The 13,312-nt window shown below is 74.4% G+C and carries 18 protein-coding genes; 9 read left to right on the forward strand and 9 right to left on the reverse strand.

Features of this window, described 5'->3' with window-relative positions:
• Positions 1–30: 30 nt before the first annotated feature.
• Entirely contained in the window at positions 31–798 is a 768-nt protein-coding gene (locus NI26_RS11485; RefSeq protein ID WP_158407761.1) for an SGNH/GDSL hydrolase family protein, read from the reverse strand.
• An 87-nt stretch (positions 799–885) separates the two neighbouring features.
• The gene (locus tag NI26_RS11490) at positions 886–1,674 is read right to left on the reverse strand and encodes an NRDE family protein (protein WP_066655393.1); all 789 of its coding nucleotides are present in this window, start codon (positions 1,672–1,674) and stop codon (positions 886–888) included.
• 65 nt (positions 1,675–1,739) lie between these two features.
• Here NI26_RS11490 and NI26_RS11495 point away from each other — a divergent pair, with 65 nt between their 5' ends.
• From NI26_RS11495 to NI26_RS11525, 7 genes are all read left to right on the forward strand, one after another.
• Entirely contained in the window at positions 1,740–3,026 is a 1,287-nt protein-coding gene (locus NI26_RS11495) for a bifunctional phosphopantothenoylcysteine decarboxylase/phosphopantothenate synthase (RefSeq protein ID WP_066658508.1), read from the forward strand.
• Positions 3,027–3,071: 45 nt separating this feature from the next.
• Positions 3,072–3,470, forward strand: coding sequence for a DoxX family protein (locus NI26_RS11500; protein ID WP_066655395.1), 399 nt, complete (start codon positions 3,072–3,074; stop codon positions 3,468–3,470).
• Positions 3,467–4,264 (forward strand): DUF2071 domain-containing protein, encoded by a 798-nt coding sequence (locus tag NI26_RS11505; protein ID WP_066655398.1) that lies wholly within the window; start codon positions 3,467–3,469, stop codon positions 4,262–4,264. Before NI26_RS11500 ends, NI26_RS11505 begins: the two co-directional genes overlap by 4 nt.
• A complete protein-coding gene (locus NI26_RS11510) occupies positions 4,261–4,692 on the forward strand; it encodes a DUF1810 domain-containing protein (RefSeq protein WP_066655400.1) in 432 nt (143 codons plus the stop codon). The genes NI26_RS11505 and NI26_RS11510 overlap by 4 nt, the downstream gene beginning before the upstream one ends.
• Before the next feature lie 107 nt (positions 4,693–4,799).
• A complete protein-coding gene (locus tag NI26_RS11515; protein ID WP_081985319.1) occupies positions 4,800–5,462 on the forward strand; it encodes a GntR family transcriptional regulator in 663 nt (220 codons plus the stop codon).
• Positions 5,463–5,628: 166 nt separating this feature from the next.
• A complete protein-coding gene (locus NI26_RS11520) occupies positions 5,629–6,090 on the forward strand; it encodes a MarR family winged helix-turn-helix transcriptional regulator (protein WP_066658510.1) in 462 nt (153 codons plus the stop codon).
• 295 nt (positions 6,091–6,385) lie between these two features.
• Positions 6,386–7,267: a hypothetical protein gene (locus NI26_RS11525; protein WP_066655409.1), complete on the forward strand. Its 882-nt coding sequence runs from the start codon at positions 6,386–6,388 to the stop codon at positions 7,265–7,267.
• Positions 7,268–7,394: 127 nt separating this feature from the next.
• On the opposite strand, the gene NI26_RS11530 is transcribed toward NI26_RS11525, so the two are convergent.
• The 3 genes from NI26_RS11530 to NI26_RS11540 are packed head-to-tail and all read right to left on the reverse strand — an operon-like array spanning position 7,395 to position 8,919.
• Positions 7,395–7,703, reverse strand: a complete 309-nt coding sequence (locus tag NI26_RS11530) for a hypothetical protein (RefSeq protein WP_066655412.1) — start codon at positions 7,701–7,703, stop codon at positions 7,395–7,397.
• Positions 7,700–8,368 (reverse strand): Asp23/Gls24 family envelope stress response protein, encoded by a 669-nt coding sequence (locus NI26_RS11535; RefSeq protein WP_235426354.1) that lies wholly within the window; start codon positions 8,366–8,368, stop codon positions 7,700–7,702. Before NI26_RS11535 ends, NI26_RS11530 begins: the two co-directional genes overlap by 4 nt.
• The gene (locus NI26_RS11540; RefSeq protein WP_066655417.1) at positions 8,365–8,919 is read right to left on the reverse strand and encodes an RNA polymerase sigma factor; all 555 of its coding nucleotides are present in this window, start codon (positions 8,917–8,919) and stop codon (positions 8,365–8,367) included. Before NI26_RS11540 ends, NI26_RS11535 begins: the two co-directional genes overlap by 4 nt.
• A 98-nt stretch (positions 8,920–9,017) precedes the next feature.
• Between NI26_RS11540 and NI26_RS11545 the strand changes: the two genes are divergently transcribed.
• Entirely contained in the window at positions 9,018–9,653 is a 636-nt protein-coding gene (locus NI26_RS11545; RefSeq protein WP_066658512.1) for an MOSC domain-containing protein, read from the forward strand.
• On the opposite strand, the gene NI26_RS11550 is transcribed toward NI26_RS11545, so the two are convergent.
• Positions 9,555–10,037 (reverse strand): MmcQ/YjbR family DNA-binding protein, encoded by a 483-nt coding sequence (locus tag NI26_RS11550; protein WP_081984979.1) that lies wholly within the window; start codon positions 10,035–10,037, stop codon positions 9,555–9,557. The two genes, NI26_RS11545 and NI26_RS11550, sit on opposite strands and share 99 nt — an antisense overlap.
• A gap of 131 nt (positions 10,038–10,168) precedes the next feature.
• Here NI26_RS11550 and NI26_RS11555 point away from each other — a divergent pair, with 131 nt between their 5' ends.
• A complete protein-coding gene (locus NI26_RS11555) occupies positions 10,169–10,468 on the forward strand; it encodes an excalibur calcium-binding domain-containing protein (protein WP_200884105.1) in 300 nt (99 codons plus the stop codon).
• A gap of 101 nt (positions 10,469–10,569) precedes the next feature.
• Here the strand turns inward: NI26_RS11555 and epsC are convergent, their stop codons facing one another.
• The 3 genes from epsC to NI26_RS11570 all read right to left on the reverse strand — a co-directional run bounded on the left by epsC (position 10,570) and on the right by NI26_RS11570 (position 13,296).
• Positions 10,570–11,154 carry a serine O-acetyltransferase EpsC gene (gene epsC, locus NI26_RS11560; protein WP_235426355.1) on the reverse strand — a complete coding sequence of 195 codons (585 nt, stop codon included), beginning with the start codon at positions 11,152–11,154 and terminating at the stop codon, positions 10,570–10,572.
• The gene (gene cysK / locus NI26_RS11565; RefSeq protein WP_066655424.1) at positions 11,151–12,089 is read right to left on the reverse strand and encodes a cysteine synthase A; all 939 of its coding nucleotides are present in this window, start codon (positions 12,087–12,089) and stop codon (positions 11,151–11,153) included. Before cysK ends, epsC begins: the two co-directional genes overlap by 4 nt.
• 172 nt (positions 12,090–12,261) lie before the next feature.
• On the reverse strand, positions 12,262–13,296 hold the full coding sequence (locus tag NI26_RS11570) for a dipeptidase (protein WP_066655427.1): 1,035 nt from the start codon (positions 13,294–13,296) through the stop codon (positions 12,262–12,264).
• Positions 13,297–13,312: the final 16 nt, after the last annotated feature.

The following is a 13,312-nucleotide window of genomic DNA, read 5'->3' on the forward strand; positions in this document are numbered from 1 at the left end:
GAGGCACGACCCGACCGCGTCCCGTCGGCGTCAGAACCGCAGGTGGTCGCGTGCGAACGCGTCGATCACCCCCGCCTCGAGGGCACGCTGTCCGCGGGCGGTCGGGTGCACGTCGTCGGACTGCATCCACTCCGGGTGGCCGGACAGCGGCTGCCCGATGTCGACGTAGGTGCCGCCGTCGCGCCGGGTCGCCCGCTGCAGGGCGTGCGAGATCGTCGCCAGCTGCGCCGGCGGGGCCTGCTCGTTCCACACGGCGCTCAGCCCCACCACCCGGGCTCCGGGCAGGTCGCGGTGGACGAGGGCCACGAGCTGGTCGGTGGCGCTCGTCACCTGTGCGTCGTCCTCGCCCAGGTCGTTCGAGCTCGCCTGCACGAAGACGACCCGGGGGCGCAGGTCGACCGCACGCTTGACGAGCCCCGGGTAGGCACTGGCGCACGCGTCCGGGTCCCCCGTGGCGACGACGCCGGCCCCGTCGCAGGACAGGTTCGTCAGCTGCCACCGTTCGGTCCGGGCGAGGAGCGCGGGCCAGGCCTGCTCCGGCGTCAGGCCGTGGCCGCCGCTCACCGAGTCGCCGATGACGACGATCCGCTCCCCCGGGGCGTGGTCCCAGGCGCGGCCGGTCGGGCTCGGCGAGGAGGCCGCGGCCACCGAGGAGTCCTCGCTGCAGCCGACGAGGGCGAGCGCGGTGAGGGCGGCGAGCGTCGTCGCGAGGACGGCTCGACCGCGGGGACGGCGCCGCGGAGCGGGGTCACCGATGCCCGCGACGGTGCGCGGGGACGGCCGTGTGGTCGGGGTCACGACGGGGACCGTACGCCGCCGGACCACGGCGGGACCGGCCGGTGCGCTGCTGCTCCTCACAGCATCGGGGACGTCCGGGCGGGACGATCACGCCCGGTGCAGCTCCACCGAGCCGTCGAGGCGTCCCGGGTGGGCGAGCCGCGCGTGCTGCAGCACCGTCCGACCGGGCCCGACCGCAGCGGCGACGACGGACAGCGTCGCGACGTGGCCGTCCGGCTCGACCGCGTCGCGCAGGATCGCGTCCGGGTGGTCCGGGGGCAGGGCCGCGGAGTCGGCGAGCACGCCGAACCAGCCGCTCCAGCCGCCGCCCGCCTCGTCGCCGAGGTCGGCGGTGCGGAGTTCGTCGAACGGGCCGAGCGCCGGCGGCCCGGCCGGCGCCGGGGCCGCGCGGAAGGCCTCGAGCCACCGGCCGACCCGCGGCGCGGCGGGGTCGTCCGGGGCCCCGTGGGTCACCATGTGCACGCCGGGCTCGAGCAGGGTCGTCCGCACCGCCCTGCCGTCCCAGGTGTCGACGGCGGCGCCCTCGGCCGTGGCCCGCACCAGGTTGAACGCACGCGTGGTCGGGAGCGAGCCGCCCGCGCCCGGCGCCGCGCCGGTCAGCGCGTCGAGCGGCAGCACGCCGCGGGTGGTCCAGGTGCCGTCGTCGCTCGGCACCGGTTCGGCACGGTTCAGCACGACGGCGAGCCCCGCGGCGTCGGACGCGGCGAGCCACGCTCCGCCGGCCGACCGGTCGCGCACACCCCGGACGGCGGGGTCGAGCTCGGGCCACCAGGCGGCGGGCGGGTCCCAGGGACGGTCGGGCGACTCGTCACGGAGCGCCAGCACGGTGACGGGCCACGCGGCGCCGGGGTCGACGCGGACGACGACGGTGCACATGGGCTCGATCCTCGCACGGCCGTCCGGGTAGCGTGACCGACGTGGATGCTGCAGCAGGTCGCCGTCTGTCCGTCGTCGTCGGGATCACCGGGGGCATCGCCGCCTACAAGGCCGTGGGGGTCGTCCGCGACCTCGTCAAGCGCGGCCACGACGTGCACGTCGTCCCGACCGAGGGTGCACTCCGCTTCGTCGGACTGCCGACGCTCGAGGCGCTGAGCCGGAACCCGGTCACGACGAGCGTCTGGGACGACGTGGCCGAGGTGCGGCACGTGGCGCTCGGACGCCGGGCGGACCTGGTCGTCGTCGCGCCCGCGACCGCCGACTCCCTGGCGCGGATGGCCCACGGACTCGCCGGGGACCTGCTCGGGACGACGCTGCTCGCGACCGAGGCGCCCGTGGTCGTCGCCCCCGCGATGCACCCGCAGATGTGGGAGCACCCCGCGACCCGGGCGAACGTCCGGACCCTGCGCGACCGCGGGGTGCACTTCGTCGGGCCGGTGGTCGGCGCGCTGACGGGTGACGACGCCGGGATCGGCCGGATGGCGGAACCCGAGGACATCGCGGCCGCGGCGCTGGCGGTGCTCGACCGACCGACCGAGGCGGGCCGACGGGACCCGGGCGGGGCGGGCCTCCCGGCCGGTGCCGCAGCGGGGTCGGGGACGGGGGCGCGGGGCGACCAGGGCGACCTCGCCGGGGTGCGTGTCGTCGTGAGCGCGGGAGGGACGCGCGAGCCGTTCGACCCGGTGCGCTTCGTCGGCAACCGGTCGAGCGGACGCCAGGGCGTGGCGATCGCCGCGGACGCCGTCCGACGCGGCGCGACCGTGACGCTCGTCGCCGCGAACGTGGACGCCGGGCTCACCGCGGAGCTCGGTGCGACCGTGGTGCCCGTCGGGTCCGCCCAGGAACTCGCCGACGCGGTGCACGCCGCGGCGGTCGACGCCGACGTGGTGGTGATGACCGCCGCGGTCGCGGACTACCGACCGGCCGAGGTCCGCCCCGACAAGCTGAAGAAGGACGACCAGGGCGACACCATGACCCTCGAGCTCGTCCGCAACCCCGACGTGCTGGCCGACCTCGTCCGAGCACGCCGCACGGGTCAGGTCATCGTCGGGTTCGCCGCGGAGACCGAGCCCGACAGAGAGGCCCGGATCGCCCTCGGACGCGCCAAGATCGCCCGGAAGCCGGCCGACCTGCTCGTCGTGAACCACGTCGGGTGGGACGCGGGCTTCGAACGCGAGGAGAACGCGATCGAGGTGCTCGTGCCCGGCGGCGACGTCGTCCGGGAGACCTCCGGCAGCAAGGCGGACGTCGCCACGGCGGTGCTCGACCTCGTCGCGACCGCCCTGACCTGAGCGACGCCCGACACCCGCTCGGGCGAGGGCGTGCACGATGGGCGCATGCGACGACGCGAGCGCGCCCGACGTGCCACCCGGACCGCCACCATGCTCGCCGTGCTCCTCGGCGGAGCCGGCGTCACCCACTTCCTGCGCCCGCGGGGCTACGACCGGATCGTGCCGGAGGGCCTCCCCCCGCGCCTGACCACGGTCGCCTCCGGCGTGGCCGAGCTCGGCATCGCCGCCGGACTCGCCGTGCCGGCCACCCGTCGCGCGTCCGGCTGGGCGGCAGCGGCACTGTTCCTGGCGGTCTTCCCCGCGAACGTCAAGATGGCCGCCGACCTCCTCGACAGCCCACGCGCAGGGCGCGCCGCACGGCTGGTCGGCGTCGCGCGGCTCCCCCTGCAGGCGCCGCTCGTGGCCTGGGCCGTGCGCGTCGGACGACACGCGCCACGACGGTGACCGACGCGGTCCGCCAGCGGGCGGCGGTCCCGCTCGTGCACCGGCCCGTCGCCGTGCACGCGTGGGAGGACATCGTGTTCGCGCACTGGCGGCGGGACCCGGCCTCGCTCGCCCGGCTCGTGCCACGCGGCACCCGGCCCGACGTGGTCGACGGCAGCGCGTGGGTGGGTCTGACCGCCTACGTGTTCCGCGAGACGGCCCTCCCGCCGCTCCCGCCCTCACGACGACTCGGTTCGATGACCGAGGTCACGATCGAGATCGCGACCGTCGACACCAGGGGTCGCCACGGCATCGTCTACCGCACCGTCGACACCGGCCACGTCCCCGCCATCGTCGCCGCGAACACGCTGCTCGGCGTGCCGTACACGTTCTCCCACGTCCGGGCGACGCGTCGCGGGGACACCCTCGACCACCGGTCGGTCCGGCACCCGGCCCGGGCGACGCACCCTGTCCGCTGGGCGCGGGCGCTCGTGCACGCGGGGAACGCACGCCCGCCGCGACCCCGCCCGCGGCACGACGTCCTCGTCCGGGTCACCGCGGGCGACGTCGTGGACACGCCGCTCGCCGCCGCGCTCACCACGCGCGCCGGCATCCACGCGCGGCACCTGGCGCAGACGCTCTTCTGGCAGCGGCAGCACGCGCCGCTGACCGTCCGCAGCGCCCGGCTCGAGCGGCTCGAGGGCGACCTACCGGACGCCGTCGGGCTGCCCGGGCTCCTCGACCGCGACCCCGACTCACTGCTCGTCGTGGACGCGACGACCGTGCGCTACGCGTGGGGCGAGGTGGTCCGGTGAGCGACGACCCGTTCGACCTCGACCGGTTCGTGCGTGCGCAGGAGGGCGTCCACGAGCAGGCACTCGCGGAGCTGGCGGCCGGCCGGAAGCGGTCGCACTGGATGTGGTTCGTGTTCCCGCAGCTCGCCGGCCTCGGGCGCAGTGCGACGGCGCAGCGGTACGCGATCGAGGGGCTCGCCGAGGCGCGGGCGTTCCTGGCACACCCCGTGCTCGGTCCGCGCCTGCTCGAGGCTGCCCGCACCGTCGTCGACGCACCGGCCCGGAGCGCGGACGACCTGTTCGGTGGGATCGACGCGCTGAAGGCGCGGTCGTCGGCGACCCTGTTCGCCAGGGCCGCCGAGGACCCGGCTCCGTTCCGTGCCCTGCTGGACCGGTGGTTCGACGGGACCGAGGACCCGGTGACGGTCCGGCTGCTCGACGCCACCTGAGGCACGGCGGCCGACGGACGACCGTTCACATATCAGGTACGGTGATCAGGCGTCGACACCGACCGGTCCGGCGCTCCCGACCGTCCACCGAGAACGAGGACACCCGCATGCCGGTCCCCAGCAGCGCCCCCACCGAGCACCAGCTGCTCCGCGACACCGTCCGCCACAAGATCCACGCCGCGATCATGGACGGCACGCTCGAGCCCGGTGAACGCCTCAACGACGACGAGCTCATCGCCTGGCTCGGCGTCTCCCGCACCCCGATCCGCGAGGCCCTCAGCCAGCTCGCCCGCGCCGGTCTCATCGAGATGGCACCGAACCGGTACACCCGGGTCACCACCCCGAAGGCCGAGGAGGTCGTCGAGGCGATGCAGACCCTCGGCGTGCTGTTCGGCGGGGTCGTCCGGCTGGCCGTCCCCCGGCTCACCGCGCCGACGCGGAAGAAGATCCTGGCGCAGCTCGACCGCACGATCACCGAGCTCGACGCGCACGACGTCCCCGCCGTCAACCACGACGCGCTCTCGGTCTTCGGGCTGTACGTCGACGCCTGCGGCAACGAGAACCTGCAGCGGGTGTGCCGCGACACGACCGACGGTCTCGCGTTCCGCCTGCGCCTGCCGAACCTCGACGAGCTCATCGACTGGGACCAGCTGACCGCGGACTTCCGCCGGCTGCGCGACGCGACCGAGAGCGGTGACAACATCGCCGCCGAGCTCGCGACCGAGGCGATCCACCTGCTCCCGGGCGAGAAGCGGCACCGCTCCAGCTGAGCGCACCTGTCACGTCGTACAGGAACGCCCGTCCCGGACCTCGGGACGGGCGTTCCTGCACCCGGCGTCAGCACCCCGCACGGCACTCGGTCACACGCCCGTGGGGACCGGTAGCATCGCTCCGACCCGCTCGAACAGCCTCGACCCGACGACCCGGGAGCACCGCATGAGCCACCGCCAGCCGGACCGCACCGAGATCGCCGCGCGCCTCGCCGCCGCCGTCGGACGCATCAACCGCCGTGCGCGCACCGACTCGGCCGCGCTGGGCTACGGGCTCGTCTCCGCACTCGCGACGATCCAGGCCGAGGGACCCCTGCGCCCCGGCGACCTGTCGCGGATCGAGGTCGTCACGAAGCCCACGATGACGCGCATCCTCACCGAGCTCGAGCAGCGCGGCTTCATCGAACGCGAGGCCGACCCGCGGGACGGCCGGGCGTTCATGGTGTCGGCCACCCCCGCTGGCATCGCTGCCGTCGAACGGGCCCGCTCCGACCGCACCGGCATCGTCGCCGGGCTCATCGCGGACCTGCCCGACGACGACGTCGACTCCATCGCCGCCGCCCTTGCCGCCCTCGAACGGATCGGCCAGGGCGAGCGCTCCCAGGAAGCACACACCTCCGGGCGCTGATCCGGCGGCGTCAGCACCGTTACCGAACCGTTACCAAGGGGTGGACGGACGGTTCTGCCAGGGCTTCCGGACGGGCTGTCCAGGCTGACACGTCATCGTGACGGCTTCGCCCGAGCAGGCGGCCACCCGGTCGCCCAGCGGCGGACGGACGGGCCCCACACCACCGTCCGGTCCTCCCCCGGCTCGCGGCTCCCCCACGACGGCCGTCCCGACGGTCGTGCACGCTCCCCCACACCCGCGTGCCCGATCCGGCGTGCCCGGGAGTCGCCCTCCAGCCGGCCGACCACCGGAACCGATGACGCGAACCACCCCCGAAGCCCCCTTCACCGCGACCACCCGACGCCAGGCGCTCGACTCCCCGAGCCGCCGTGTCCGCCGTGCGCTCCGCAGTCGCTCCGCCCTCGTCGTCGGGGGCGTTGCCGCCGTCGCCCTCGTCGGCGGACTCGCCACCGTCGGCACACAGCCGGCCATCGGCGAGGCCATCGGCGTCCCCTCCGCGAGCGCCTCGGCCACCCCCGCGCTGCACGGCGCGGACCTCGACCGCGCCCAGGCCGCCGCGACCATCGCGACCGCCCGCACGGTGCTCGCCGACGCGAACGACAAGACCGACACGCGCGCCCTCGAACGCCAGGTCGCAGCCCTGTCGGACTACCGCGGCATGTCCGGCTCCGCGATCACCACCCGCATCGCCTCGACCGTCGACGCCACGACGCAGGTCGCCGACGAGAGCGCGTCCCAGGACAAGGCGGACGCCGACGCGGCGGCAGCGGCAGCAGCGCAGGCGAAGGCCGACGCCGAGGCGAAGGCCGCAGCCGAGCGTGCGGCAGCGGAGGCCGCGGCAGCAGCCGAGCGCCTCGCCGCTGCGAACACCGTCGCCGGCGCCAAGGCCACGGCGTCCTCGATGGCGTCGTCGCAGTACGGCTGGGGCTCCGCGCAGTTCCAGTGCCTCGACAACCTGTGGACCAAGGAGTCCGGCTGGAACTACCGGGCCGTCAACCCGAACGGTGGCGCGACGGGCATCCCGCAGGCGCTCCCCGGCTCGAAGATGGCCACGGTCGCGGCCGACTGGCAGACCAACGCCACCACCCAGATCACCTGGGGGCTGCGGTACATCAGCGCGGCCTACGGCACGCCCTGTGCCGCGTGGGCCCACTCGCAGGCGAACAACTTCTACTGAGCCGCGAGCGGGTGACGGGCGTCACCGGATGACGGACGGGAGGCACGGTGCCGGCGGGCGCCGTGCCTCCCGTCCGTCCCGTGGTCCGTCGTCGTCGCCCTGCCGCCGTGCGAGCGAGCCCGTCCGGTCAGCCGACGCGCGCGATGCGCACGTCCACGCGGCCGAGCGCGAGCCCGCGCTCGCTCGCGACGCGGAGCGCGGCGTCGTGCGCCGCACGCGCCGCAGCCCGCGCGGGAGCCGATCCGTCGGTGCCGATGACGACGCGGAGGACGTCGTCGTCGAGCACCACCCGGGACACCGGCGCACGCGAGGCGAGCCGCCGGGCGGACTCGACCGCGCTGCCGAGGGTCGGCCGCGCACGGTACAGGTCGGCGACGCCGGGCGCCGCGAGGACCGCGGCCTCGATCGCCGCGGCCGTCTCGTCGTCGATGCTCATGCGCGGCCCTCCTCGTCGGTCGCTCCTGGCGCTGCCTGGTCCCCGTCGTGCGCGGGCGGGAGCGGGGGCAGGAGGTCACGGACGTGCACGTCGACCGCCGCGACACGGAGGTCGGTCTGCTCGGCGAGGATCTCGGCGACGGCCTGGCGGACGTGCTCGGCGGTGGCGTGGATCGGTGCCCCGGACCGGATCGCCAGCTCGACCAGGACCCGGACGGGTGCATCGAGCAGCGTGACGTCGCCCTGCAGCGCGCAGCGGGCGATCACGACACCGGGGACGACGTCCCCGGCCGTCCGGACCAGGGACCGGATGGCTCCCTCGGTCATCACGGGACGCTCGGTCGGGACGGACGGGCGCAGCGGGACGTCGCGACCGGCGCGGGCCTCGAGCGAGATGTTCGCCAGGACACCGCCGATCCACGACTCGTCCGCGGGTGCCTCCTGAGCAGCGGCGGTGTCGAGCGAGCCGAGGGACGACTGTCGGAGCCGGACGAGTGCGGCGAGCGCGTTCTGGCACGCCGCGGAGTCGTCGATGCTCGGGTCGGCCGGTTGCATCCCGGCGTCCAGGTAGTCCGCGAGCTCGTCGATGGTGTGGCCGTCGAGGTCCTCGGGTTCGAGCGCGTCGAGCGGTACGTCGTCGGGGCGCGTGCGGTCGGGTCCGGTCATCGCCATGCCTCCATGAGACGGATCATGTTCTTCCTCGCACGCGAGAGCAGGCCACGCACGGTCGACACCGGCAGGTCGAGCTCCTCGGCGATGTCCTCGTAGCGGTACTCGAGCATCTCCTTCATCACCCAGCACCGCCGCTGCGCCTCGGGGAGCTCGGCGAGGGCGGTCTCGACCGCCTCCTCGCGGGACCGGGCCTCGGCGACCCGCTCGGGAGCGTCGTCCCGCGGTGCCGCGACCTCGAGCTCGGTGACGTCGAGGTGCTCGCGCCGCGCCCGGATGCGGTCGATGCACTTGCGACTGAGGATCCGCATGAGCCACGACTTGACCTTGGCGCCGTCGTCGAGCGCGTCGAGCCGGTTCCACGCGGTGATGAAGGTCTCCTGCACGACGTCGTCGAGCTCGTCGGTCGATCCGAGGGTCCGCCGGGCGTAGGCCCGGAGCAGGGGTGTGTACCGCCGGATCAGGACCTCGAACGCCCGGACGTCGCCGTCGGACGAGCGGCCCGCGAGGACGGCGTCGTCGAGGTCGGCGAGGGGCTGGTACGGCACACCACCCTTCTACCGGTCAGTGGTGGAGGAAGTCTGGGCGGGTGGCCGCGCACGACGGTGGGCTCGGCTCCGTGACCCCGGTGCGCCAGGATGTGGGCATGAGCCACGTCACCGCCGTCTGCCGCGTCGACCAGCTGCTCCGCGACGCAGGCACGATCGGCATCACCGCCATCGACAAGCGCCCGGTCGTGGGGCCCGTCCGTGTCCGCCCGCTCGGGCTCCACGCCGACGTGCAGGCGGACCGCAAGCACCACGGCGGCGAGGACCAGGCGGTGTACGCCTACGCCGACGAGGACGCCGCGTACTTCGCCGAGGCCCTGGAGCGCGACGTCCCACCCGGGCTGTTCGGCGAGAATCTCCGCACGAGCGGGGTCGACGTCACGGGTGCCGTCACGGGCGAGCGGTGGCGCATCGGCGAGACGCTCGAACTCGAGGTGACCATCCCACGGGTGCCGTGCGGGACCTTCGCCCGCCGGATGGGGATCCCCGGCTGGGTGAAGCGGTTCGCCGCGGAGAACCGGCCGGGTGCCTACCTCCGGGTCCTGCACAGCGGACCGGTGGCAGCCGGCGACCCGGTGGTCGTCACACACCGCCCGGAGCACGGCGTCACGATCGGCGAGATCTCGGCCGGCCCGTCAGCCGAGCGGGCCCGCGCGGTGCTGGACTCCGGCGACCGACTCGCCCCGACGGTCGTCCGTGACCTCGCGAAGGTCCTCGCGCGCGGCCGGGTCTGACCCTTCCGCCCGACGGCGCGCTGCCGGGTCGAGGGGGCGCCGGTTCCGCGGGAGACCGGCGACGACCAGGTCGTACGAGTTCGCCACGAGGTCCTCGACCATGGTCTCGTCGAGACCGTCCCCCGGTGACAGCGTGATCCAGTGACGCTTGTCCATGTGCCACCCCGGGCTGATCTCGGCGTGGTCGCGGACGAGTGCCGCCCCGTGCGGCGGCGCGCACTTCAGGTTGACGATGGGCACCCCGCGCAACGTCGTGGCGAGCACGAACATCCGGCCGACCACCTTGTGGACGACGGACTGCTCGCCGAAGGGCTGCGTCTCCTCGACCGCGGGCAGGGCCAGTGCCGTCCGGAAGGTCACCTCGTGCAGTGCTGCGCCGTCCATCGCACCAGCATGCCGCACACGCCTCGTTCGGGGGGATCAAGGAATGAGTGCTGCTCGGGTACGCTCGGTCCGCCGTGCACCCGACGCGGCGGCCGCGCGAGCGGTCACGACCCGTCCCAGGGGAAGAACCCGTGCGCATCATCCACAGCCTCGGCGTCGCCGCCGTCACCACCGCTCTCGCCGCGTCCGTCGTGCTCGGCGGCGCGACCACCGCCTCCGCCGCGCCGAAGACCTACGCGAACTGCACCGCCGTCCACAAGGTGTACTCCGGTGGCATCGCGAAGAAGTCGGTGACGAAGAACCGGGTGACCTCCGGCGGGAAGACCACCTACCGCGCACTCAAGGGCACCGTCAAGAAGGACGACGCGCTCTACGGGGCCAACAAGAAGATGGACCGCGACGGCGACGGGATCGCCTGCGAGAAGAGCTGACGTCCGACGGACCGAGCGGCCGGCCAGCCCGGCGACGGACCGCTCGGTCGACCGGGGCGCTCGATCGCCCGGCGCTCGCGGCCGCCCGCGGCCGCCCGCGGTCAGAGCGTCGGGACGCCCTCGTGCCCCGACCTCGGCCGGGCCGTACCGGCGACGCCGGTGACGACGGAGCCCGCGGGGACGTCCTTCGTCACGACCGTGTTCGCGCCGACCACGGAGTCCGCGCCGATCGTGATCGCGCCGATCAGCGACGACCCGGCACCGAGCACCACGCGGTCACCCACGGTCGGGTGCCGCCGCCGCCCCGGACCGTGCTCGCCCCCGCGCCCGCCGAGCGTGACGCCGTGGAACACCAGCACGTCGTCACCGATGACCGCCGTCTCCCCGATCACGACGCCGAGGCCGTGGTCGATGAAGAAGCGCCGGCCGATGCGGGCGCCGGGGTGGATCTCGATGCCCGTGATCGATCGAGCGACCTGCGCGACCACCCGGGCCGCGAACCGGGATCCAGGGAGACCACGCGCGAGCCACAACCGGTGCGTGAACCGGTAGGTCCAGATCGCGTGCAGCCCCGAGTAGACCACCGCGTTCTCCAGGTCACCCCGGGCAGCGGGGTCACCGCGGCGTGCCGCAGCGAGGTCCTCGCGGACCCGCCACAGCACGCCGCGTCGGACGGCACGCGTCACGCAGTGAGTCCCTCGAACAGCGGCGTGGACAGGTAGCGCTCGCCGGTGTCGCACACGATCGCGACCACGCGCTTGCCGGCGTTCTCCGGACGGGCGGCGATCTCGACGGCGGCGTGGATGATCGCGCCCGACGAGATGCCGGCCAGGATGCCCTCCTCGGTCCCGAGCGCGCGGGCGACCCGGAGTGCGTCGTCGAGCTCGACGTCGAACACCTCGTCGATGACCTCACGGTCGAGGACCTCGGGGACGAAGTTGGCGCCGATCCCCTGGATCTTGTGCGGCCCCGCCTTGCCCTCCGTCAGCAGCGGGGAGTCCTTTGGCTCGACGGCGACGATCTGCACGCCCGGCACGCGCTCCTTGAGCACCTGACCGACACCCGTGATCGTCCCGCCGGTCCCGACACCGGCGACGAAGACGTCGACGTGGCCCTCGGTGTCGCGGAGGATCTCCTCCGCCGTGGTCCTGCGGTGGATCGCGGCGTTCGCGGCCGTCTCGAACTGGTGGGCCAGGATCGCGCCGGGGGTCTCGTCGACGATCTGGCCCGCGCGCGCCACGGCGCCCTTCATGCCCTCGGAACCCGGGGTCAGGACGATCTCGGCGCCGAAGGCACGGATCAGGGCACGCCGCTCGACGCTCATCGTCTCGGGCATCGTGATGACGACGCGGTAGCCGCGGGCGGCGCCGACCAGCGCCAGGGCGATGCCGGTGTTGCCGGACGAGCCCTCGACGACGGTGCCGCCGGGGCGCAGCTCGCCGGACTCCTCGGCCGCGTCGATGATCGCGACACCGAGGCGGTCCTTGACGCTCGAGCCCGGGTTGTAGAACTCGAGCTTCGCGAGGACCTCGGCGCCGTCGGCCTTCGGCAGGCGGTTGAGCCGGACGAGCGGGGTGTTGCCGAACGCCTGCGAGATGTTGTCGTAGATGGTGCCGGTCATCCGTTGTCGTCCTCCGGGTCGAGTTCTCACGCCGTCGGTGGCGGCGCTGCGGTCCGCTCGCGATCCTAGCGACGGCGCCCGGTGTTCCCCTGTCGATGACGCCCCTTGACACGGCGGGCGCACACCGCGCCTCCCGGCCACCCCTGCCCCACCGCGCCCGCGCCCGCGCGGCTCAGCGCAGCGCGCTCCGCGCGAACCGCTCGTCCGTCGCCTCGAGGACCCGCAGCACGTTCCCCCCGGCGAGCGCCCGCAGGTCGTCGTCACCCCAGCCGCGTCGGCGCAGCTCCTCCGCGAGCACCGGGTACCGCGACACGTCCCGCAGGTCCGACGGCAGCACGGGCGTGCCGTCGTAGTCGCCACCGAGGCCCAGGTGGGCCGCGCCCGCGACCTCACGGGCGTGGTCGACGTGGTCGGCGACGTCCCCCACCGTGACGAGCGGCGGTTCCCCCTCGGACCCCGCTTCCTCCCAGTCGGCCCACGCGCGGGAGACGAACTTCGGCACGAAGGTGATCATCACGACGCCCCCGTTGTCGGCGAGCCGGGCAAGCACGTCGTCGGGCACGTTCCGCGGGTGGTCGTCGACGGCGACGGTGGACGAGTGGCTGAACACGACCGGTTGCGTCGCGACGTCGAGGGTGTCGCGCATCGTCGCCGGCGCGGTGTGCGACAGGTCGACGAGCATGCCGATCCGCTCCATCTCGGCGACGACCTCGCGTCCGCGGTCGGTCAGGCCGCCGTGTGCCCGGGCGCCGGTGGCCGAGTCGGCCCAGGTCGTGTCGTCGTTGTGCGTCAGCGTCATGTAGCGGACGCCGAGCCGGGCGAAGGACCGGAGCACCGCGAGGTCGTCGCCGATGGAGTGCCCGCCCTCGGCGCCGAGCAGCGACGCGATCCGTCCGGCGTCGACGGCGGTGCGCAGTTCGGCAGCGGTGCGGACGAAGGTCAGGTCGTCGGGGTACCGCGCGATGATCCGGTGCGCGGTGTCGATCTGCTGCAGGGTGGTGCGCACCGGGTCCGGGTCGTCCGACGGCACGAACACCGACCAGAACTGGCCCACGACACCGCCGGCCCGGAGCTTCGGCAGGTCGGTGTGCAGCGTGCCCTGTCCGCGGTCGATGCCCTCGACGCCGGAGTCGTGCGACTCGCGGCGCTCCCACGGGAGGTCGTTGTGTCCGTCGATGACCGGGAAGGCGAGGGTGTCAGACGTCATGTCGCCGACGCTACCG

This window comes from Curtobacterium sp. MR_MD2014, assembly GCF_000772085.1.
GTDB lineage: Bacteria > Actinomycetota > Actinomycetes > Actinomycetales > Microbacteriaceae > Curtobacterium.